Here is an 18,912-nt window from a genome sequence, read left to right as displayed (position 1 = left end):
GCATGCTGCAGCCGCAGGGGCGCGTGGTGATGTTGTCCGGCGCCACGCGTGGAATAGGCCGCGCGATTCTGGGCCGGCTGCTGGACGCTGGCTGCACGGTCAGCGCCGGCGTGCGCGACCCGGCGCGGCTGCCCTCCCATCCGGCGCTGGGGCATCATGCTTACGACGCGTCCGAGCCTGGCGCGGCGGAAGCCTGGGCGGCCGCCACCCTGGCACGGCACGGGCGGATCGATGCGGTGGTCAACGCCGCCGGCATCAACACCCGCGGCACGCTGCTCGACCCGGACGAAACGGCCATGGATGCGGCCTGGACGGTGAACACCAAGGGGCCGCTGCGCGTGATCCGCGCCGCGTGGCCGCATCTGGTGGCGAGCGGCAGCGGCCGTGTCCTCAACATCGCCTCCCTGTCCGGCAAACGGGTCCGCAACGACAATCTGGCCTATGCCATGAGTAAGTTCGCGGTGATGGCGCTCACGCAGGAGGTGCGGCGGCTCGGCTTCGAGCACGGCATCCGTGCCAGCGCGCTGTGCCCTGGCTTCGTGGATACGGACATGACCGCGCATGTCAGCAACTGGCCACGCGAGAAGATGTCGCATCCAGATGACATCGCCGTGCTGGCGGAGGTGCTGCTGCACCTGCCGAACACCGCCAGCATCGCGGAGCTTCTGGTGAATTGCCGCCATGAGGACATGCTCTAGGTCATCATGGTGCCGGATCAGCGGCGGCGCATCGCCGCCCAGGCTTCGGCCATCCGGTCCACCCGCATCTGCGCGGCGGATTTGCGCGGTGCCGGCGGCGTGGCCCCCACGGCGATGGCGCGGCCCTCGCCGCCGCCCCAGTGGCGCACCGGGCCAGAATCCAGGTGAATGAAGCCTTGGTCCGGATACAGCCCCACACCGCCGCGGCCGAGCTTGAGCGCCGCTTCCCCAAAGGTCGCGAACTTCGCCGCTGGCATCATCAGATCCATCGCCGCCGCCCGAAGGTGCTGGCTGTCGCCGGCACCATGGACGGCGCGGTTGGTTTCCGGCGTACGGTACCCGGACAGCACGACGAATTCGGAAAACCGCTGCCGCCGCCCCATCTCCCACACGATGTCGACGGCGGAGGGATCGAATTCCCGCACTTTCCCGGTGCGGGTATCGGCCAGCACCTCAGACAATTCCGCCATCGCCACGGGATCGAAGTCGCGACCGTTGTGATAGATGCCCGAGAAGGTCGCGCCGTTGGCGGCGTGGCGCAGGCTCAGGCGGCGTGCACCGGGCGGGTCCGGCAATCGGCGCGCCGCCCAGCCGATGGCGGGGGCGACGATGGTGAAGGTCGCGGCAGCGGTGAGGAAAAGAGCTCGGCGGCGCATGAGCATCGTCTAAACGGCGTTTCAGTGAGACGAAACCCATCCTCGCGCGAATGCGATGGCAAAAGGCACATTTGCTAGTATCTTCGCGGAAAAGAGACTAAAGACGAACCAACAGAATGAATGCCTAAAGGAAAAAACGCCCTTTAGTTTCGAATCAGGCGCTTCTGGCTGCTGTGACCCAGTAGCCGGGCTGATACGCGACGGGAAGGAAGCGTTCATGGAACCGCCGGAAGGTCGCGTCGGGGTCCAGGTCAGCGAACAGCTCCGGGTGGATCCACTTGGCCAGGACCTGCACCGCCACGAATTGATAGGGGCTGTCATAGAACTGATGCCAGATGGCGTGCACGCGGCCCGTCTGCCGCACCGGCAGGCTGCTGTAGGCCGGCCGCCGCATCAGCGCCCGCAGCCGTTCGGCCGCTACCTTCGGATCGGCGCCGGGGCCGACGCCCACCCAGGCGCCGCCGGGCGCGTAGAGCTTCCAGTTGCTCCCCGTGGCGATCACCACATCCGGGTTGGCCGCGATCACCTGCTCCGGATTGATGATGCCGAAGGTGCCGGGGATCAGTTTCTCGGCGATGTTGTCGCCGCCCGCTACCTTGACCATGCGGCCGAAATTCTCGTCGCCGAAGGACATGCAGCAGCTCTCGTCATAGCCGGCGGCGCGCTCGATCATCACCTTGGGGCGCGGGCCGCCCAAACCGGCCAGCCGGGCGGTGACGCGGTCCACCTCCTGTCGGCGGAAGGCGGCCAGTTCCTCGGCCCGCTCCTCGCGGCCCATCACCTCGCCCATGATGTGGATGCTGCGCTCCGCGTTCTCGAAGGGCCGTTCCCGGAAGTCGATGAACAGCACGGGAACGTTCACGGCGGCAAGCTTGGCGATCAAACCCCCCTCCTCCGTGGCCACCTTGGATTCAAGGTTCATGATGATGACGTCGGGCCGCAGGGAAATGGCCTGCTCCACGTCGAAGGTGCCGTCCTTGACCCCGCCGAAGGTGGGAAGCTGATCGATCTCCGGCCAGCGGCGCTGATAAGCAGTGTAGCCATCGAAATCGGCCTTGCGGAAATCATCGCGCCAGCCGACCACCCGCCCGAACGGCGCTTCCCGGTCCAGCGCGGCGAGCAGATAGATCTGCCGCCCTTCCCCCAGGATGACCCGCCGGACCTCCCGCTTCACCTGCACCGTGCGCCCTGTGATGTCGGTGACGGGGCGGGTCTCCGCCGCCCCGGCGGAGAGGGGGCGGAGCAGAGGCGCCGCCAGGCTGGCGGCGATCAGGGCGCGGCGACGGATCGACATGCGGCAAGCTCCTTCACGGGGGCCGGAGCGCATCCGGCGCCGTCTTCTACGCAGAAATGATACGCATTCGCATCCCCCTAAAACATGACGTCCCGGTAATCCGGGACGTCACATCCTCAGCCGGCGAGGCCCGCCAGCACCTTCGCCGTGGCGCCGGAAATGTCACCAAGCTTGGCCCCGGCCGCCACCTTCTCCTGCGTGCCCATGCCCCGCTCCTGGCGGGCGATGGCGGCGCGCGCCTCGGCCTCGGCCTCGGCCGGCGGCAGCACCAGCACGCCGCTTTCGTCGCACAGGACGGCATCCCCCGGCATCACCACCACACCGCCGATGGCCACCGGCACGTTCATGCGGCCGCCAAGGTCGTAAATGCGCGTGGTGATCGGCGCCAAGCCGCGGCACCACAGCGGAAAGTCAGAGGCCTCGACCTCCTCGATGTCGGTGCAGGCACCGTCCACCACCCCGGCCTTGGCGCCGGCCGCCTTGGCCGCCACGGTGACGCCGCCGCCCCAGCAGGCGTGCCGGTCATCGCCCAGCCGGTCCACCACCAGGACGTCGCCAGGGCGCAGCAGGCCGAGCGCGTGGTGCAGCAGGGTGGAATCCGGCCCCGGAATCTGCAGCGTCACGGCCGTGCCGGCGACCCGGCGGCGCAGCAGGCCCTGGATCCTACGGTCGCAGAAGCCCCAGTGGCGCCAATGCCCCACGGTTGCCGTTTCGGTCTTTTCCAGCAGCTCGACCACCTCGCCGCTCAACGAGGCCGGCATGGTTTCCACAACATATTTGGGCATCGGTTACTTTCCCATGGCTCGGGTAAGGCCCAGCAGCCGCTCCACCAGGGCGACCATCAGGACGGCGAAAACGATCAGGCTCATCGCCAGCGCGGCGATCAGCGGGTCCGTGGTGCGCTCCGCGTAGCGGAACATCTCCACCGGCAGGGTGGTCAGGCGCGGTCCCACCAGGAACAGGCTGATCACCGTTTCGTCGAAGGACACCAGGAAGGTCAGCACCGCGGCGGCCACGGCGCCGGGGGCGGCGTTGGGCAGGGTGATCCGCAGCGCCGCCTGCAGCGGCGTGGCGCCGAGCGTCCAGGCCGCCGCCTCCAGCTCCTTCGGCACGGTGGCGAAGGCAGTGGTCATGATGCGCACGGCAAAGGGAATGGCGACGAGGCAGTGCCCCAGCACCAGTCCCGGCCAAGTCGCCGCCAGTCCGAGCGGCTGCAGCACCAGCAACAGGCCGAGGCCCAGCACCAGGGTCGGCAACAGCAGCGGCGCCGACAGCATCGCTTCCAGCATGCCGCGGCCGGGGAATTCCAGCCGGGCGATGGCATAGGCCGCCGGCCCGCCCAGCAGCAGCGCCAGCACCGAAACGATGGCCGCCAGCAGGGCGCTGGTGCCGAGCGCCGACATCAGCGTGCCGTTGGACAGCAGCGCCCGGTACCAGCGCAGCGAGAAGCCAGGCGGCGGAAAGGTCAGGAAGTCGCCGGCGCTGATGCTGATCAGCGCCACCAGAGCACCGGGCGCCAGCAACACCACGAAGCCCAGCGCTGCGAAGAGGCGCAGCCACCAACTCGGCCTCATGCGCGGCGTCCCGCCCCGCGGGTCGTCACGGCCCGCAGCAGCATCAGCAGGACCAGCGCGCCCAGCAGCAGCATGGCCAGGGCCGCGGCACCCGGCCAGTCGACGTATTCTAGCGCCAGGTCATAGATCTCGGTTGCCATCACGAACACCCGGCCACCACCCATCAGGCGTGGCGTGATGAATGACGACAGCCCGAGCACCAGGGTCAGCAGCCAGGCCGCCAGCAGGGCCGGCGCCGCCAGCGGCAGCGTCACGCGCAGGAAGGTGCGCGCCCGCCCGGCACCGAGGGTGGCGGCGGCTTCCTCGAGCCGCGGATCGAGCCGCCCGAGGCCGGCGATCAGCACCAGCACGGCATAGGGCATCAGGCTTTCCACCAACCCGATGCGCACGCCGGTCCAGTTGTTGATCAGCGGCAGCGGCGTGTCGCGCAGCCCGCTGCCCATCAGCATGGCATTGATCAGCCCCTGATCCCCCAGAATGGCCATCCAGCCCACCAGCCGCGCCGTGGCGGACACCAGAAGCGGCGCGATGCCGAGCAAGGCCAGCAGGCCCCGCCAACGTGGCGAAGCGGCACGCACCATCAGGGCCACCGGCAGCGCCAGCACGGTCGCCACGGCGGCCGAGCTGCCGGCCAGCAGCAGCGTGTTCCAGGCCAATTCGGCGGTAAAGGAATCGCCCAGCAGCTTGGCATAACTTTCGGTGGTCAGCGCCGCCTCCATGGCGCCGGTCTCGGTGGTGCGGTTGAGGCTGATGCGGAACAGCCCCGCCATCGGCCACAGAAACGCCACTGCCAGGACGGCCAGGGCCGGGGCGGCGAGCAGCCAGCCTGTCATGATGCGCGAAACACGGCGAGGTCAGCGGGCCGGAAGGCCAGCCGCAACGCATCGCCGGGGGCGAGGCCGTGCCAGCCCTCCTCGCCGTCGGCATGCATCTCGGCGGTGAGCGGTCCCGCGGCCGTGTCGGCCTCGAGCACCACGATCTCGCCGGTATAGACGCGGCGCAGCAGCTGCGCGTCGAGCGTGTTGTCATAGCCCGGCGGCGGCGCCTGGCCCGGGCGAAGCAGCCTGACGCGATGCGGCCGTAGAAAGGCTTCCGCCGGGCCGGGCGGAAGCGCGGTGGTGCTGCGCAACGCGGCGCCGCCGCAGCGCAGCACGCCGCCGCTTTCCAGCTGGCCCCGCAACCGTGCGGCGCGGCCGACGAAGGTGGCGACGAAGCGCGTTGCCGGCCGTTCGAAGATCTCTTCCGGCGCCGCCAGCTGCTCGATCCGGCCGGCGTTCATCACCGCCACCAAGTCGGCCATGGCCAGCGCCTCGGTCTGGTCATGGGTGACGAAGACGGTGGTGGTGCCGAGGCGCTGCTGCAGCGCGCGGATCTCGTCGCGCACGCCTTCGCGCAGCTTGGCGTCGAGGGCTGACAAGGGTTCGTCGAGCAGCAGCAGATCCGGCTCGATCGCCAGGGCGCGCGCCAGGGCGACCCGCTGCTGTTGGCCGCCCGACAATTGCCGCGGCTTGCGCGCGCCGAGCGCGCCGAGTCCCACCATCTCCAGCGCCGCCTGGGCGCGGCGTGCCCGCTCGGCACGGCTGATGCCGCGCATTTCCAGGCCGAAGGCGACGTTGCCGGAGGCCGACATGTGCGGGAACAGAGCATAGGATTGGAACACCACGCCCATCTGCCGCTGGTGCGGCGGCAGCGTCGTGACGTCGCGGCCGGCCACCTGGATGGTGCCGGAATCCGGCACTTCCAGCCCGGCGATTATGCGCAGCGTGGTGGTCTTGCCGCAGCCCGAGGGGCCGAGCAGCGCCAGCAAGGCGCCGCGCGGCAGGTCGAGCGAGATGCCGTCAACCGCCGCGGAGGGCGAGCCGGCGTAATGCCGCACCAGCCCGGCCAGCCGCAGATGTGCCACCGCCATCGTCATCGCGGCGCGGCCGAGATGACCTCGCGGCGCCAGCGTTGGTTCCACCCGTCGCGCAGCTTCTGCATTTCGCCCCAGTCGACGTCGATCACCTTGCTGCGGTATTCCGGGGCCAGCGCGGTGCGCCCCAGTGCTTCCGGCGTGACTCCCGCTTCGGTGTTCACCGGGCCATAGAACATGCGTTCCGTGAATGCCTTCTGAGCCGCGGCGGAGAGGGCGTGGTTGACGAACTCGACAGCCTTGCCGCGGTTCTTGGCGTTGGCCACGATGTTGATGGTGTTGATCTGAAACACCGTGCCTTCATCCGGCAGCACCACGCCGATGCGGTTCTTCGACTGGTCGCGGTACAGCTGCGCGCGGGCGTTCCAGCCCGTGGCGAATCGCAGCTGATCATTGAGGATCATGCTGTAGCCGTCGGGCTTCGGATCAAAGGTCTGCACATTGGCCGCGATCGATTTCAACGCCGGCAATGCCGCGCCGATGTTCTTCCAGTCGCCGCCATTGGCATTGGCCAGCATCGCCGTGACGGCCAGCCCCTGGATGTTCGGCGGCGCCGCGAGGCCGACCGCGCCGCGCTGCGAAGGATCGGCCATCGCCATCAGACTGGCCGGTGCCGGCTGCACCTTTTGCGTGTCGTACACCATCACCAGATGGTCAAAGGTCACCGCCGGGCCGCAAGAGCCACCGGCGCTGCGCGCCATGGGGGCGAGCTGCGCCAGAACCGGCAGCTCGGCCGGCCTGACCGGCTCCACCAGCCCTTCAGCGCAGGCCAGCGCGGCGGTGGTGACATCCATGATCACCACGTCGACCTGCGGATCGGCTTTCTGCGCGCGCAACGTCCCCAGCATCTGCGACGATGAGCCGCCCTCGAAGAACTGCACCTCGGCACCCTTTGCCGCGAAGGGCTTGACCACGGTGTCGGTGTAGTTCTCACGGAAGATGCCGGCATAGGACATCAGCGTCATGCTGTTCTGCGCGGAAGCGGGTGCTGCGACGGCCGCGAGCGCCGCGATGCCGAGCACCGCGCCTTGCCAAATGGTCATTGTGGAAGCCCCCTGTGTGTCAGGGCGGGCATCATGGCCAGGGTCACCGGCGACGGCAACGGAGAAAGCCCGCCCTGCGCGAAATCCGTGTGCTGCGCACGCAATGACTTGCGGAGGCGGCGGTTTGCCCACACCCTGAGTGCCCTGCGCGGCGTCCCGGCGCGCGTTTGTTCCAGTATTTGCAACCAGGATCCGCGACGGATGACCCGCAAGATTGTCGTGCTCGACCCCATCACTCCGCAGACGGCGGAGCGCATGCGCGAATTGCTGCCTGCCGGACTGACGCTGCAGCACGCCACCAGCCGCGACGCGGCGCATCTGCACGACATCGTCGCCGATGCGGATTACCTGGTGTCCGGCCAGGTGGCGGTGGGCCGGGAGCTGATGGCTGCCGCGAAGCAGGCGAAGCTGCTGCACAAATGGGGCGTCGGTGTCGATAATTTCGACCTGGAGGCGGCCAAGGCGCAGGGCATCACCGTAGCCCGCACCACTGCCAGCAATGCCAAGCCGGTGGCCGAGGCCGCGCTCGGCCTGACCATTGCGCTGCTGCGCAACCTGGCCTGGGGACATACCTCGCTGCGCGGCGGCGACTGGCGGCCGATGAGCCTGCCGAAGCCCAGCTGCAGCCTGTTCGGCAAAACCGTGGGCATCATCGGCTTCGGCGCCATCGGGCAGAACTTCGCCCGGCTGCTGCGGCCATTCGGCGGCCGCATCCTGTACAACAAGACGCGGCAACTCGAGGCGGCCGAGGAAGCGGAGCTGGGCGTCTCCTTCGCGTCGCTGCAGGAGATCCTGCGCGATGCCGACGTCGTCTCCCTGCACTGCCCGCTGACGCCGCAGACGCGGGGCATGATCAACCGCGAGGCGCTGCGCGGGATGAAGCCCACGGCGGTGCTGATCAACGTCGCGCGCGGCGGCGTGGTGGTGGAAAGCGATCTCGCGGAGGCGCTGAAGGCCAAGGAGATCCTCGGCGCCGCCATGGATGTCTACGAGGAAGAGCCGACACCGCCTTCCAACCCGCTGCTGGGGTTGGAGAACGCGATCTGCACGCCCCACATTGCCGCAATGGCGGCCGATAATTTCGCGCCGACCATCAACCAGATGTTCGGCAACATCGACCGCTTCAACCGGGGCGAGCCGGTTGCGGAGGCCGATTTCGTCTGCTGATCCCGGCCGGCGACAGCCGCAGCTCGGCGAAGGGCGCGCGCTGATCCAGCACCGCCTCGCCTTCCCGCGCCAGTTCCAGCCCGGCCAGGAAGGTGCTGGCGAGGGCGGCGCGGTCCTGCACCGGCAGCATCGCCGCCGGCGGCAGAAAGGCGGTGATCGGCGCGCCGTCGGGATGCACCGGCAGCAGGTGCCGCAGCCGCAGCAACGCGTCCGGCAGCCGCCAGAGCGGCGGAGGCGCCGGGCGCCAGGGCTCGCCCCGCGGGGGCTGTTGCAGCAGCTTGAGGCATGCGCGCAGCAGCTCGACAATGTCGGCCCGCGGCCCGGCGCGTTCTTCCAGCAATTCCGGGGCGCCGCGCGGCCAATGGTGGCGGAACAGCTGCGGACGGGCCTCCAGCCAGTGGCGCGCCGCCTCGGTGAAGGCGCGGTTCCGCAATTGCCGGCGAAAGGCGTCGATCTCCGCCTCGGCTTCGCGTGCTTCCGGACTGTCCTGCGGCAGCAGCAGCCGCGACTTCAGCAGCGCCAGCCACGCCGCCATCACCACCCAGTCCCCCAGGCGCTGCAGCGGGATGCGGCGGTCCAGCGTGGCGGCATCCAGCGCGGCGCCAAATTGTTCCGCCAGCTCCAGCACGGACAGCTTCAACAGGTCGACGCGCTGCCCGCGGGCCAGCTCGAGCAGGTGGTCGAGCGGGCCCTCATAGGCGCCGAGGCGCAGCTCGGGCGCGTCGCCGCTCATCCCGCTTCCTCGTAGATGGGACTCAGCTTGAAGCGCAGCGCCGGAAAGCGCTCCCGCATTCGCTGCAGCGCCGCCCAGGGACTCCAATCGGCCGACCAGAAGCGCAGGCGCAACGCATCCGGCGCGCTGCCGCGCGCGGGCTGCACATGCCGCAGCGGGCGGGGCGTGCCCCAGGCGCGCCACAGCCAGTCCCGCGCCTCCGCGTGATCCGGCCCCAGGGCCAGCACCTCGGCCGGCACCGGGATCAGGGCGTGCAGGTCGAGCGGACAGGCGCGGCTGCTGGCGGCCAGCGCCTCGACGCGGCCCTGCTGCGCGGCCACGGCGTCCCGCAGCTGGCCGGCCAGGATGCGGGCTCCTTCCAGGCTGATGCCGCGCTGCTGCGGCGGCGCCGCCAGCATCAGGTGCAGCCAATCCTCCTCCAGCGTCGGCAGATCGAGCCGCCAGGGCAGCAGCCCGGGGCCGGCGGCGGCGGCCCGGAAGGCCGCAACCGCCTCGGCCGGGCCCGCGGCCTCGAAATGATGGTACAGCCAGTCCGGGTCCGGTGCCGGCGTCACAGGTCCAGCAGCTTCACCGGGCTTTCCGTCACCAGCTTGGCGCGCCGGACATAGCCGCGCATGGTCTTCAGGTCGCGGTGCCGGGTGTGGTCCATGATCTGCTCGTCGCGCGCGCCCGCCATATAGGCCTCGGTGACGAAGCCCGCGCGCAGGCCGTGCGGCGACAGGCGCTCCCCGCTCGCGGCGGTGAGTCCGGCCTGGCCGGCGCGGCGGCGCAGGATCTGCCATACCGCTTCCGGCACCAGCCGCCCATGGTCAATGTTGCCCCATTGGTCGACGCGGCGGAACACCGGCCCGTAGCGCGTGTCGGAGGCGGTCAGCCAGGCTTCCAGCGCGCGGATCGGGCAGGTTTGCGGCCGCCGGCCCCGGGTGATGCCGAGTTCCACCCCTTCTCCCGCCGCATCCGTCTTGGAACGCGGCAGAGTGAGGCGAAGCCCGGTCTCCGTAAAGCGCAGATGCTCCCGGTCGATGCCCACCAGCTCCGAACGCCGCAGCGCACCGGCGAAACCCAGCAACAGCAGGGCGCGGTCGCGTAACCCGGCCAGGTCACCCGGGCAGGCGTTCACCAGCTTGCGCAGTTCCACCGAGGTCAGTGCCGTGGCCTGCCGCTTGCGGCTGCCATGGGCGCGACGGATACCCTGCAGTGTGGTGCGGATCGCCGGATGCGCCGCCGACCATGGATGCCCGTGCAATCTGTGCTGGCGGCCGATCGCGGCCAGCCGGCGTTCCAGCGCCGAGCGGCTATGGGTCTGCGCCATTCCCGCGAGATAGGCCGCGACGGCGGCCGGTTCGGCCGGCAGCGCGCCACATCCGGCCAGGCCGCACCATTCGGTAAAATGGCGCCAGTCGGTGGCATAGGCGCGCCGGGTTTCCGGTGCCAGCGACTGGCGGGCATAGGCTTCGGCGGCGGCAAGGGCAGTCTGTCCGGCATCCGTCAGCCTCGCCTCGGCCGTTTCCGGCGCGATGGCTGCGGGAGGGCGGTGTGCGGGCAGGGTCATGCGGCCGGCGGCCCGGGACGACGGAAGGCGGCTTGTGTCAAGCGCATGGCCGGGAATGTAGAACACGCGCAGGCGCGGGGCCAGTCATCCCGTAACACAGGATGGTTCCAGGTCCATGCTTCAGAAGCATGCGGTTCTGCTTGCTCGCTCCCGGAGCGGTCCGGGCATGGTCACGCACCGCCTGTTCGGGTCCACAGCACAGAGGCTCAAGGTGCCCGGCTTTCATCACCTCCCTGGTGCGGCGGGCCGGGACGACGTGCGGCCGTCCCGGCAAGAGGCGGCTGCGCGCACCACGGCGCGGCTGCCCACCGCCTGATCAGGGCGCCGGGCGCACCTCCGTGGCCAGCGTCATCTGATCCACCCGTCCGGTGAAAGCGAGATCCTTGCGGAAAGCCCAGGTCGAGCTTTCGAAATACAGCGGAATCTCGGGGAGGTCGCGCAGGGTAAGGCTCACCGCCTGCCGCAGCAGCGCCTCCCGCGCCGCGTCGTCCATGGTGCGCAGCGCCTGCTTCAGCACCGCGTCCAGCTCCGGATTCGAGTATCCGCCATAGTTGCGGCTGCCGAGCCCCTCCTCCCGGTTCGCCGTGGCCACCCAGTGCCGCAGGAAGGAGGAGGCTTCGCCGGTGGAGGAGCCCCAGCCGCCCAGGGTCAGGCTGAACTCGTTCTCCCGACGACGGGTGAAGAACACCGACACCGGCATGGTGTCCACCGTGGCACGGATGCCGACGCGGCTCAGATATTGCGCCAGGGTCTGCGCCACCTTGGCATCATTGACATAACGGTTGTTGCTGGCGTGCAGCACCAGCGGGAAGCCATCGGGGTAGCCGGCCTCGGCCAGCAGCCGGCGGGACAGCGCCGGATCGAAGCGGAGCTCCGGCGCCGGGTCGAGCGCGCCGGACATGCCGTCCGGCAGGAACTGGTAGGCCACCTCGGCGGCGCCTTCCATGACGCGCTCGACGATGGCCTTGCGGTCAATGGCGGCGGAGATCGCCTGTCGCACCCGCAGATCCTGCAGCGGATTGCGGCCGCCCTCATTGACCATCGGGCTTCTCGCGCGGGCCACGTCCGGCTGCAAATACATGATGCGGGTGGAGGGCGTGACCTGCTCGGTGAAGCGGCCATCGCGGCGGATGCGTTCCAGGTCGCGCGCCGCGGGGTTCTCGATCAGGTCGAAATCGCCCGCCAGCAGGCCGGCGACGCGTGGCCCCCCGGCGGTGACGGGCCGCAACTCGACGCGGGCCCAGTGGGGCTTGGGGCCCCAATAGCTCTCGTTCCGCCGCAGCATCAGCCGCTGGCCAGGCACGTAATCCTCCAGCGTGAACGGGCCGGTGCCGATCGCCGCCTGGCCGCCGTTGAAGTCGTTGATGGCGGGAAAGCTGCCGGCGACGCCGCAGCCATCCTCGGGCGTGAAACGCATCGGCCGGTCGCCCGCCACGCGGGATGACAGGATCGCGGTGTTGGACAGATCGGCAGGCAGCAGCGGGTTGGGCCCGCGGGTGGTCACCACCACGCGGTGCTCGCCTTCCAGCTCCACATTCTCCATGTTGCGCACGGGCTCGGCAAAGGCGCCGGGCGCTGCGGTCGGGTTGTTGAGGATGCGACAGAAGGTGAACAGCACGTCGCGTCCGGTGAACGGCGTCCCGTCCGAGAACCGCACATCCGGCCGCAGATCAAACACCCATTGCCGTTCGCCGCGGGCGCTCCAGCGCAGGGCGAGGCCGGGACCGGGCCGCTGCTGCGCGTCGGTCTGCACCAGCGTGTCGAAGATGTGCCGCGTGGCCGTGTAGTTGGAGGTGATCTCGTTGCTGAGCGGATCAAGCGCGGTGGTCTCGGCCGCGAGGCCGATGCGCAGGGTCTGCGCGCCGGACGATCCGGCCCAGCCGGCCACCAGTGCCGCCGCCAAACTCCATCGCGCCCATTCTTGCCGTGCCATGATCGCTCCTTGCCTCAGAATGCCGCACCATGCTGGCATGCCGCGTCAGGCGTGGAAACCCTGCATTCACGATCTGTAATCGTCCAACTTTTCGCCCGGTCGGGCCGGCGCCGCCATGAAAACCTTGCCTTGCCCCGCCCGCTGGCAGATCATGATTGCAACAAAAGGCGTCACCGCAAGACACAGGCGGCGCATCAGAACAGCGCACCAGGAGGAATCCTGATCCATGTGGATCTCCGTGGCCAGTTCCTTGCTGGCGTCGGGTCTCCGGACCGCCGCCTGTTCGACGGAGCCGCCCTCTCGCGCCCTGCCCTTTTCCAACATCAAGGTGCCGTCGCGCCGCGGCAAGCGATGTCCGCCGCGACACATCCCCGCCGACGATCCGCGCCAGGTTCCCGGCGACCTGATGATGAGAGTGGTCAACAAGGGCACGACACAGGCCCGACCCTGAGGGTCCAAGGCAGCGGGAGAACGCCGGATGGACAGTCCCACCGCCTTGATGCTGATGCAGGAGGGCCTCGTCGGCGGTGCCATCTACGGCCTGCTGGCCCTGGCGCTGGTGATCACCTTCACTGTCACGCGCATCATTCTCGTGCCGATCGGCGAGTTCGCCGCCTTCGGGGCACTGACCCTGTCGGCGCTGGAAGCCGGCAGCCGGCCCGCGACGCTGTGGCTGCTGGCGGCGCTGTCGGTGGGAGCGGCGGCGCTGCGGTTGTGGCGGGCCCGCCGTCCCGCCGGCCGGCGCGCGCTGTGGCGCGACCTGGCCGTGATGCTGCTGCCGGCGCTGCTGCTGGCCGGGCTGACCGAACTGGCGCTGGTGTTCGGCGCGACGCAGATCCTGCGCGCCCTGCTGGCGCTGCTCATCGTGGTGCCGATGGGTCCGCACCTCTACGACCTGGTCTACCGGCCGCTGGTGCAGGCCGGCGCGCCGGCGCTGCTGCTGGCCTCGGTTGCGCTGCATCTGGCGCTGATGGGCGCCGGCCTGGCGATGTTCGGCGCGGCGGCGCAGCGCACCACCCATCTGGCGGCGGCCAGCCTGTCGCTGGGGCCGGTGACGCTGGGCGGACAGACGGTGGTGGTGGCGCTGACGGTGCTGATGCTGGGCGCAGCATTGTTGCTGTTCTTTCAGCGCAGCCTGACCGGTAAGGCGTTGCGCGCCACGGCCGTGAATCCGCAGGGGGCGCGGCTGGTGGCGATCTCCCCGGCCTTGTGCGGCCATGTCGCCCTGACCCTGGCGGCGGCGATCGGCGCGCTGGCCGGCATCCTGGCTTCGGCAGGCACCGCCATCGCCTATGACACGGGCTTCGCCCTGGCGCTGAAGGGATTCCTGGCCGCCGTGATCGGCGGCCTTGGCTCCTATCCGCTGGCGGCGATCGGTGCACTCGGGATTGGGCTGGCGGAACGCTTTTCCCTCGCCCTCGGCGAGGCGGGTGAGGCGCTGATCTTCGCCGCGCTGCTGCCGGTGCTGCTGTGGCGGTCCTGGCAAGCCAATCCGGCGGCGGAGGAAAGCGAGGAATGAGCATCGCCCTGCCGCATCCGGCCGCTCTGCTGCGGGAACCGCCGCGGGAGGACCCGCCGCCGCCGCGCCAGCCGGCGCCCTCCGATGCCGTGCCGGCATCGTTGCGCTGGCTGCTTCCCTGGACGGTTCTGTTTCTCGCCATGCTGGTGCCGATGATGCCCGGCTTGTCCGCCGGCTGGATGCTGTTGCTGTGCCAAGCGGGGATCGCGGCGCTGGTGGTGCTGGGGCTCGTGGTGCTGACCGGCGCGGCCGGGCTGGGCGCCCTCGGCCAGGCCATGTTCGTCGGCATCGGTGCCTATGCCAGCGCGCTGGCGACGACCCGCTGGGGCCTGTCGCCCTGGCTCGGCCTGGGCGCGGCGCTGCTGTCGGCCGGAATGGCGGGGGCGCTGGTCGGCGCGGTGACGCTGCGGCTGCGGCGGCACTATCTGGCCATCGCCACCCTGGCCTGGAACGTCGCCTTCGTTTTCCTGCTGGGCCGGGTCGAAGGGCTCGGCCATCTGGAAAAGCTACCGCCGGTAGTGTTCCTGACACTGGATTTCGCCACACCCTGGCGCTTCTACGCCCTGGTGCTGGCGGCTCTGGTGGCTGCCGTGGCGATGACCTCGGGCCTGCTGCACGGCCGCATGGGCCGCGCGCTGCACGCGCTGCGCGGCGGGTCCCGGGCGGCCGAGGCGCTCGGCATCAACAGCTTCCACATCCGCATGTCGGCCTTCATCTACGCCGCCGTGCTGGCCGGCCTCGCCGGCTGGCTGCAGGCGCATCTCGATCGTGGCGTCAGCGCCGGCAGCTTCGGCGTGGATGCCAGCCTGAACTACCTGCTGATGGCGGTGGTCGGCGGCTCGGCACACATCGCCGGCGCGCTGCTCGGCGCGGCGCTGTGGACCGCGCTGCACGCGCCGGTGCAGCCATGGCTGCCGCCGCTGCTCGGGACAGGCGGCGATGTTGATCTGGTGCTATCCGGCGGTCTCCTTCTTCTGCTGCTGCATGTCGCGCCGGGCGGGTTGTGGCCGCTGCTGCGCCATCCGTTCCGCCGCTGGCTGGCGCCGCCCGAACCGGAAGCGGCGGTTCTTCCTCCGGGCGAGACCCTCCCGGCGCGGCCCCACCCACGTCCCGGTGCCGAACTGCTGCGGGCGACAGGGCTGCGCAAGCGCTTCGGCGGCGTCCTGGCGGTGGATGGCGTCGGCTTGACGGTGAAGGCGGGCGAGATCGTTGGCCTGATCGGCCCCAACGGCGCGGGCAAGAGCACCACCTTCGACCTCTTGTGCGGCGTGATCCCGCCCTGCGGCGGCGATGGGGTGCTGCTCGGCCAGCCGCTGCGCCGCGCCGCGCCGCGCCGGCTGGCGGCGGCGGGCCTCGCACGCTCCTTCCAGACGGTGCATCTGGTGCCGGGGCTGACGGTGTTCGAGAACGTGCTGCTTGGCACCCATCTGCGTGGCCGGGCGGGCGTGCTGCGCGGCATGCTCGGCCTCGACCAGCGCGAGGAGGCGGTGCTGCATGCCGAGGCTTGGCGGCAGATCGACCGCGTCGGCCTCACGCCCTATGCCCATCGCATCGCCTGCCAGTTGCCGCTCGGACGCCGGCGCCTGGTGGAGATCGCCCGCGCCTTGTGCCTCGACCCGGCGGTTCTGCTGCTGGACGAGCCGGCGGCTGGGCTCCGACCGCGCGACCGGGCCGAGCTGATGGACCTGCTCGACGATCTGCGCCGCGACGGGCTGGGCCTCGTGCTGGTGGAGCACGACATGGATTTCGTGATGCGGCTGACCGACCGCCTCGTGGTGATGAATTTCGGCACCGAGTTGGCGCAGGGTACGCCGCGCGAGATCCGCCGCAACCCGGCGGTGATCGAGGCTTACCTGGGAGGTGTTGCTTGATGCCGGCGCTGCTTGCCCTGGATCATCTGGACGTGACGCACGGCTCCCAGCGCGCGCTGCACGGTGTCAGCCTCGGCGTGCCGCAGGGGCGGATCGTCACCATCCTAGGCGAGAACGGAGCGGGCAAGAGCACGCTGCTGCACGCGGTGATCGGCGCCCTGCCCTGCTCTGGCAGCATCGTCTTCGATGGCCGGCCGATCGAGGGGTTCGACCTCGAAGCACGGGTGCGGCTCGGCCTGTCCCTGGTGCCGCAGCAGCGCGAGCTGTTCGGCGGCATGAGCGTGGAAGACAATCTGCGCCTCGGCCGCTTCCACCGGAGCGGCAGCAGCCAGCCCATGCTGCGCGAGGTGTTCGCCCTGTTCCCGCGCCTGCAGGAGCGGCGCCGCGGCCAGGCCGGCACGCTGTCAGGCGGCGAGCAGCAGATGCTGGCGATCGGCCGCGCGCTAATGGGCGAGCCGCGCCTGCTGATGCTGGATGAGCCGAGCCTCGGCCTGGCGCCGCAGGCGGTCAGCCAGATCCTGCGCGCCGTGGTGGCCCTGCGCGACAACGGCCTGTCGGTGCTGCTGGTGGAACAGAATGCCCGCGCCGCGCTGCGCATCGCCGACCACGGCGTCCTGCTCGAACATGGCCGGGTGGCGCTGGAAGGTTCGCCGGAGGATATCGCGGCTGACGGGCGCATCGTGGAAGCCTATCTCGGGCTGCGCGGCGCCACGGCCTGAGCCCGGCCGGACACCGGAGCGCGGCGGGTGCCTGGGTTCCGGGCCCTCGATCCGGCCACCCGGGTTTCCGCCGGCAACAAGGGTGGCTAGGATCGCATCCTGTTCAGCCGGAGAGAAACCCATGCCCCTCACGCCGGACGCCAAGGGCGTCTACCCGATCGCGCCGACCCCGTTCCACGCGGATGGCCGTATCGACTACGCCTCGATCGACAGCATGATCGACTTCTACCGCTCGGTCGGCAGCACCGGCATGACGGTGCTCGGCGTGATGGGCGAGGCGCCCAAGCTGGACGCCGCGGAAGCGCTGGAGATCGCCACGCGCTTCATCAACCGCACCGAGGGGCTGCCGGTGATCATCGGCGTTTCCGCGCCGGGCTTCGCCGCGATGGCCGGCCTGACGCGCGCGGTGATGGACAAGGGCGCGGCCGGCGTGATGATCGCGCCACCCAACACGCTGCGCACCGATGACCAGATCACCACCTATTATCGCCAGGCATCCGAGGCGATCGGCACCGACGTGCCGTTCGTGATCCAGGACTTCCCGCAAACCTTCAGCGTGGTGATGACGCCGGCGGTGATCCGCCGCATCGTGCAGGAGAACCCGGCCTGCGTGATGCTGAAGCACGAGGACTGGCCGGGATTGGAGAAGATCTCGACCCTGCGCGGCTTCCAGGCGGACGGTTCGATGCGGCCGATCTCCATCCTGTGCGGCAATGGCGGGCTGTTCCTGGATTTCGAGGTGGAGCGGGGCGCCGACGGCGCCATGACCGGCTACGCCTTCCCCGACATGCTGTGCGACGTGGTGCGGCTGCAGGCCGAGGGCCAGCGCGACGCCGCGCATGACCTGTTCGATGCCCACCTGCCGCTGCTGCGCTACGAGCAGCAGCAGGGAGCATTGGGTCTCGCCGTGCGGAAATACGTGATGGCCAAGCGCGGCATCATCGCCTCCGACGCGCAGCGCAAGCCGGGCGCCAGCCTCACCGCCAAGGCGAAGGCGGAGGTCGAGTACCTGCTGTCTCGCGTGGCCCGGCACGATCCCCGGGCGGCGCGCACGGTGCGCTGACACGGCCGATGTGCGGGATCCGTCTTAAGACATGTCTCTCAAGCGTGACTTCGTCTCCTCTTGCGAGACGATTTAACCGGCGGGTAGGTTTTGCCAGGAGAGACAAGGATCCCGCCATGAGCCAGACCGCCAACCTCGTTGATTTTCCCCGCTCCGACGAGGACCGGCTGCGCCTAGCGCTGCGCCGCCTGGACAGCGCATTGCGCGAGCAGAAGGCGGCGGTGGCCGCCTTCCGGGCCAGCGTGGCCGATATGCGGGAGGCCACCGCCAGCCTGTCCGGCGAGATGCAGCGCTACAACGCCGCGCTGGGCGAGACGGCCACCAAGGTGCACGCGGCCCGCGACGCTGCGCGGGCGCTGGAAAGCCGCGCCGACGAGATGCTGCGCCAGGGCTGAGACGCTTCTCCAGGAGCATTCCTTCACGGGTCCTGGTGCGGGGTTGCCACGGAAGCGTCATGAACGGAGGGGCGCCCGGCTGCTAAGTGGGACCGCCTTGCCGGAAACCCGCTATGTCCCAACTCCCGCCGCAGCCGAAATTCGCCGAAACCCGCATCCACCCCGCCGCCCGCCTGCGGGAAGCCCAGATCGGGCGATGCTGCGAAGTGCCGGAGGGGGCGGCGCTCGAATATTCCAGCCTCGGCGACTACAGCTATCTGGGTCCGGGCTGCATGGTGGCGGACGCCAGCATCGGCCGCTTCTGCGCCATCGCCGCCGCGGTCCGCATCGGCGCGCCGAACCATCCCATGGACCGCCCCTCGCTGCACCGCTTCACCTATTGCCCGGAATACTACGACGCCCGAGCGGAACGGGACGCCGCCTTCTTCGCCGCCCGGCGGGACGCCCGGGTGGTGATCGGGCATGATGTCTGGATCGGCCACGGCGTGACGGTGCTGCCCGGCGTCACCGTGGGCCACGGCGCCGTGCTGGCCGCCGGTGCCGTGGTGACGCGGGATGTGCCCCCCTACAGCATCGTGGGCGGCGTCCCGGCCCGGCTGCTGCGCGAGCGCTTCAACCGCGCCACGGCCGAGCGGCTGCAGCGCATCGCCTGGTGGAACTGGCCCTTCGAGACCATCCTGCAGCGCCTGGAGAGCTTCCAGGCGGGCGACATCGAGGCCTTCTGCGACCGGTGGGACCCCCGCCCCAACATGCCGGCCGAAGGCTGATGCCGCAGTAACGGCC

The 18,912-nt window shown here is 70.1% G+C and carries 20 protein-coding genes; 8 read left to right on the top strand and 12 right to left on the bottom strand.

Annotated elements, in window-relative coordinates:
• The first annotated feature begins 2 nt into the window (after positions 1-2).
• Positions 3-698 (top strand): SDR family NAD(P)-dependent oxidoreductase, encoded by a 696-nt coding sequence (locus tag D2K64_RS14835; RefSeq protein WP_120009162.1) that lies wholly within the window; start codon positions 3-5, stop codon positions 696-698.
• A 17-nt stretch (positions 699-715) separates the two neighbouring features.
• Here the strand turns inward: D2K64_RS14835 and D2K64_RS14830 are convergent, their stop codons facing one another.
• The 7 genes from D2K64_RS14830 to D2K64_RS14800 all read right to left on the bottom strand — a co-directional run bounded on the left by D2K64_RS14830 (position 716) and on the right by D2K64_RS14800 (position 7,309).
• Positions 716-1,354 (bottom strand): YcbK family protein, encoded by a 639-nt coding sequence (locus tag D2K64_RS14830; protein ID WP_157985862.1) that lies wholly within the window; start codon positions 1,352-1,354, stop codon positions 716-718.
• 154 nt (positions 1,355-1,508) lie between these two features.
• Positions 1,509-2,648 (bottom strand): ABC transporter substrate-binding protein, encoded by a 1,140-nt coding sequence (locus D2K64_RS14825; protein WP_120009160.1) that lies wholly within the window; start codon positions 2,646-2,648, stop codon positions 1,509-1,511.
• Between the two features lie 116 nt (positions 2,649-2,764).
• Positions 2,765-3,433, bottom strand: a complete 669-nt coding sequence (locus tag D2K64_RS14820) for an RraA family protein (RefSeq protein WP_120009159.1) — start codon at positions 3,431-3,433, stop codon at positions 2,765-2,767.
• A gap of 3 nt (positions 3,434-3,436) precedes the next feature.
• Complete coding sequence (locus tag D2K64_RS14815) at positions 3,437-4,222, bottom strand: ABC transporter permease (protein WP_120009158.1); 786 nt, start codon at positions 4,220-4,222, stop codon at positions 3,437-3,439.
• Positions 4,219-5,055, bottom strand: a complete 837-nt coding sequence (locus D2K64_RS14810; protein WP_120009157.1) for an ABC transporter permease — start codon at positions 5,053-5,055, stop codon at positions 4,219-4,221. Before D2K64_RS14810 ends, D2K64_RS14815 begins: the two co-directional genes overlap by 4 nt.
• Positions 5,052-6,182, bottom strand: coding sequence for an ABC transporter ATP-binding protein (locus tag D2K64_RS14805; protein WP_238384205.1), 1,131 nt, complete (start codon positions 6,180-6,182; stop codon positions 5,052-5,054). Before D2K64_RS14805 ends, D2K64_RS14810 begins: the two co-directional genes overlap by 4 nt.
• Positions 6,134-7,309 (bottom strand): ABC transporter substrate-binding protein, encoded by a 1,176-nt coding sequence (locus tag D2K64_RS14800; protein ID WP_238384204.1) that lies wholly within the window; start codon positions 7,307-7,309, stop codon positions 6,134-6,136. The genes D2K64_RS14805 and D2K64_RS14800 overlap by 49 nt, the downstream gene beginning before the upstream one ends.
• A gap of 69 nt (positions 7,310-7,378) precedes the next feature.
• Between D2K64_RS14800 and D2K64_RS14795 the strand changes: the two genes are divergently transcribed.
• Entirely contained in the window at positions 7,379-8,344 is a 966-nt protein-coding gene (locus D2K64_RS14795) for a 2-hydroxyacid dehydrogenase (protein WP_120009155.1), read from the top strand.
• On the opposite strand, the gene D2K64_RS14790 is transcribed toward D2K64_RS14795, so the two are convergent.
• From D2K64_RS14790 to D2K64_RS14765, 5 genes are all read right to left on the bottom strand, one after another.
• Positions 8,301-9,077, bottom strand: coding sequence for a segregation and condensation protein A (locus tag D2K64_RS14790; RefSeq protein WP_120009154.1), 777 nt, complete (start codon positions 9,075-9,077; stop codon positions 8,301-8,303). The two genes, D2K64_RS14795 and D2K64_RS14790, sit on opposite strands and share 44 nt — an antisense overlap.
• The gene (locus tag D2K64_RS14785; protein WP_120009153.1) at positions 9,074-9,631 is read right to left on the bottom strand and encodes a hypothetical protein; all 558 of its coding nucleotides are present in this window, start codon (positions 9,629-9,631) and stop codon (positions 9,074-9,076) included. Before D2K64_RS14785 ends, D2K64_RS14790 begins: the two co-directional genes overlap by 4 nt.
• On the bottom strand, positions 9,628-10,629 hold the full coding sequence (locus D2K64_RS14780; protein WP_120009206.1) for a site-specific integrase: 1,002 nt from the start codon (positions 10,627-10,629) through the stop codon (positions 9,628-9,630). Before D2K64_RS14780 ends, D2K64_RS14785 begins: the two co-directional genes overlap by 4 nt.
• A gap of 316 nt (positions 10,630-10,945) precedes the next feature.
• Complete coding sequence (locus tag D2K64_RS14770; protein WP_120009151.1) at positions 10,946-12,562, bottom strand: ABC transporter substrate-binding protein; 1,617 nt, start codon at positions 12,560-12,562, stop codon at positions 10,946-10,948.
• 66 nt (positions 12,563-12,628) lie between these two features.
• Complete coding sequence (locus D2K64_RS14765) at positions 12,629-12,910, bottom strand: hypothetical protein (RefSeq protein ID WP_120009150.1); 282 nt, start codon at positions 12,908-12,910, stop codon at positions 12,629-12,631.
• 130 nt (positions 12,911-13,040) lie between these two features.
• On the opposite strand from D2K64_RS14765, the gene D2K64_RS14760 reads away from it, so the two are divergent.
• The 6 genes from D2K64_RS14760 to D2K64_RS14735 all read left to right on the top strand — a co-directional run bounded on the left by D2K64_RS14760 (position 13,041) and on the right by D2K64_RS14735 (position 18,896).
• On the top strand, positions 13,041-14,081 hold the full coding sequence (locus D2K64_RS14760) for a branched-chain amino acid ABC transporter permease (protein WP_120009149.1): 1,041 nt from the start codon (positions 13,041-13,043) through the stop codon (positions 14,079-14,081).
• Entirely contained in the window at positions 14,078-15,952 is a 1,875-nt protein-coding gene (locus tag D2K64_RS14755; RefSeq protein WP_202910676.1) for a branched-chain amino acid ABC transporter ATP-binding protein/permease, read from the top strand. The genes D2K64_RS14760 and D2K64_RS14755 overlap by 4 nt, the downstream gene beginning before the upstream one ends.
• Complete coding sequence (locus D2K64_RS14750; protein ID WP_120009148.1) at positions 15,952-16,671, top strand: ABC transporter ATP-binding protein; 720 nt, start codon at positions 15,952-15,954, stop codon at positions 16,669-16,671. Before D2K64_RS14755 ends, D2K64_RS14750 begins: the two co-directional genes overlap by 1 nt.
• 121 nt (positions 16,672-16,792) lie before the next feature.
• Positions 16,793-17,734 carry a dihydrodipicolinate synthase family protein gene (locus D2K64_RS14745; protein ID WP_120009147.1) on the top strand — a complete coding sequence of 314 codons (942 nt, stop codon included), beginning with the start codon at positions 16,793-16,795 and terminating at the stop codon, positions 17,732-17,734.
• Between the two features lie 116 nt (positions 17,735-17,850).
• A complete protein-coding gene (locus D2K64_RS14740) occupies positions 17,851-18,129 on the top strand; it encodes a hypothetical protein (protein ID WP_120009146.1) in 279 nt (92 codons plus the stop codon).
• 113 nt (positions 18,130-18,242) lie between these two features.
• Entirely contained in the window at positions 18,243-18,896 is a 654-nt protein-coding gene (locus D2K64_RS14735; protein ID WP_120009145.1) for a DapH/DapD/GlmU-related protein, read from the top strand.
• Positions 18,897-18,912 lie beyond the last annotated feature (16 nt).

This window comes from Teichococcus vastitatis, assembly GCF_003604215.1.
Lineage (GTDB): Bacteria > Pseudomonadota > Alphaproteobacteria > Acetobacterales > Acetobacteraceae > Pseudoroseomonas > Pseudoroseomonas vastitatis.
The sequence above is the reverse complement of the archived record's forward strand: the minus strand, read 5'-3'. Positions and strand labels throughout refer to the sequence as shown.

Excerpts from the sequence above, each read along its gene's own strand:
- D2K64_RS14835 (WP_120009162.1), top strand. The coding sequence starts at position 3 with ATGCTGCAGCCGCAGGGGCGCGTGGTGATGTTGTCCGGCGCCACGCGT.
- D2K64_RS14830 (WP_157985862.1), bottom strand. The coding sequence starts at position 1,354 with ATGCGCCGCCGAGCTCTTTTCCTCACCGCTGCCGCGACCTTCACCATC.
- D2K64_RS14825 (WP_120009160.1), bottom strand. The coding sequence starts at position 2,648 with ATGTCGATCCGTCGCCGCGCCCTGATCGCCGCCAGCCTGGCGGCGCCT.
- D2K64_RS14820 (WP_120009159.1), bottom strand. The coding sequence starts at position 3,433 with ATGCCCAAATATGTTGTGGAAACCATGCCGGCCTCGTTGAGCGGCGAG.
- D2K64_RS14815 (WP_120009158.1), bottom strand. The coding sequence starts at position 4,222 with ATGAGGCCGAGTTGGTGGCTGCGCCTCTTCGCAGCGCTGGGCTTCGTG.
- D2K64_RS14810 (WP_120009157.1), bottom strand. The coding sequence starts at position 5,055 with ATGACAGGCTGGCTGCTCGCCGCCCCGGCCCTGGCCGTCCTGGCAGTG.
- D2K64_RS14795 (WP_120009155.1), top strand. The coding sequence starts at position 7,379 with ATGACCCGCAAGATTGTCGTGCTCGACCCCATCACTCCGCAGACGGCG.
- D2K64_RS14790 (WP_120009154.1), bottom strand. The coding sequence starts at position 9,077 with ATGAGCGGCGACGCGCCCGAGCTGCGCCTCGGCGCCTATGAGGGCCCG.
- D2K64_RS14780 (WP_120009206.1), bottom strand. The coding sequence starts at position 10,629 with ATGACCCTGCCCGCACACCGCCCTCCCGCAGCCATCGCGCCGGAAACG.
- D2K64_RS14770 (WP_120009151.1), bottom strand. The coding sequence starts at position 12,562 with ATGGCACGGCAAGAATGGGCGCGATGGAGTTTGGCGGCGGCACTGGTG.
- D2K64_RS14760 (WP_120009149.1), top strand. The coding sequence starts at position 13,041 with ATGGACAGTCCCACCGCCTTGATGCTGATGCAGGAGGGCCTCGTCGGC.
- D2K64_RS14755 (WP_202910676.1), top strand. The coding sequence starts at position 14,078 with ATGAGCATCGCCCTGCCGCATCCGGCCGCTCTGCTGCGGGAACCGCCG.
- D2K64_RS14750 (WP_120009148.1), top strand. The coding sequence starts at position 15,952 with ATGCCGGCGCTGCTTGCCCTGGATCATCTGGACGTGACGCACGGCTCC.
- D2K64_RS14745 (WP_120009147.1), top strand. The coding sequence starts at position 16,793 with ATGCCCCTCACGCCGGACGCCAAGGGCGTCTACCCGATCGCGCCGACC.
- D2K64_RS14740 (WP_120009146.1), top strand. The coding sequence starts at position 17,851 with ATGAGCCAGACCGCCAACCTCGTTGATTTTCCCCGCTCCGACGAGGAC.
- D2K64_RS14735 (WP_120009145.1), top strand. The coding sequence starts at position 18,243 with ATGTCCCAACTCCCGCCGCAGCCGAAATTCGCCGAAACCCGCATCCAC.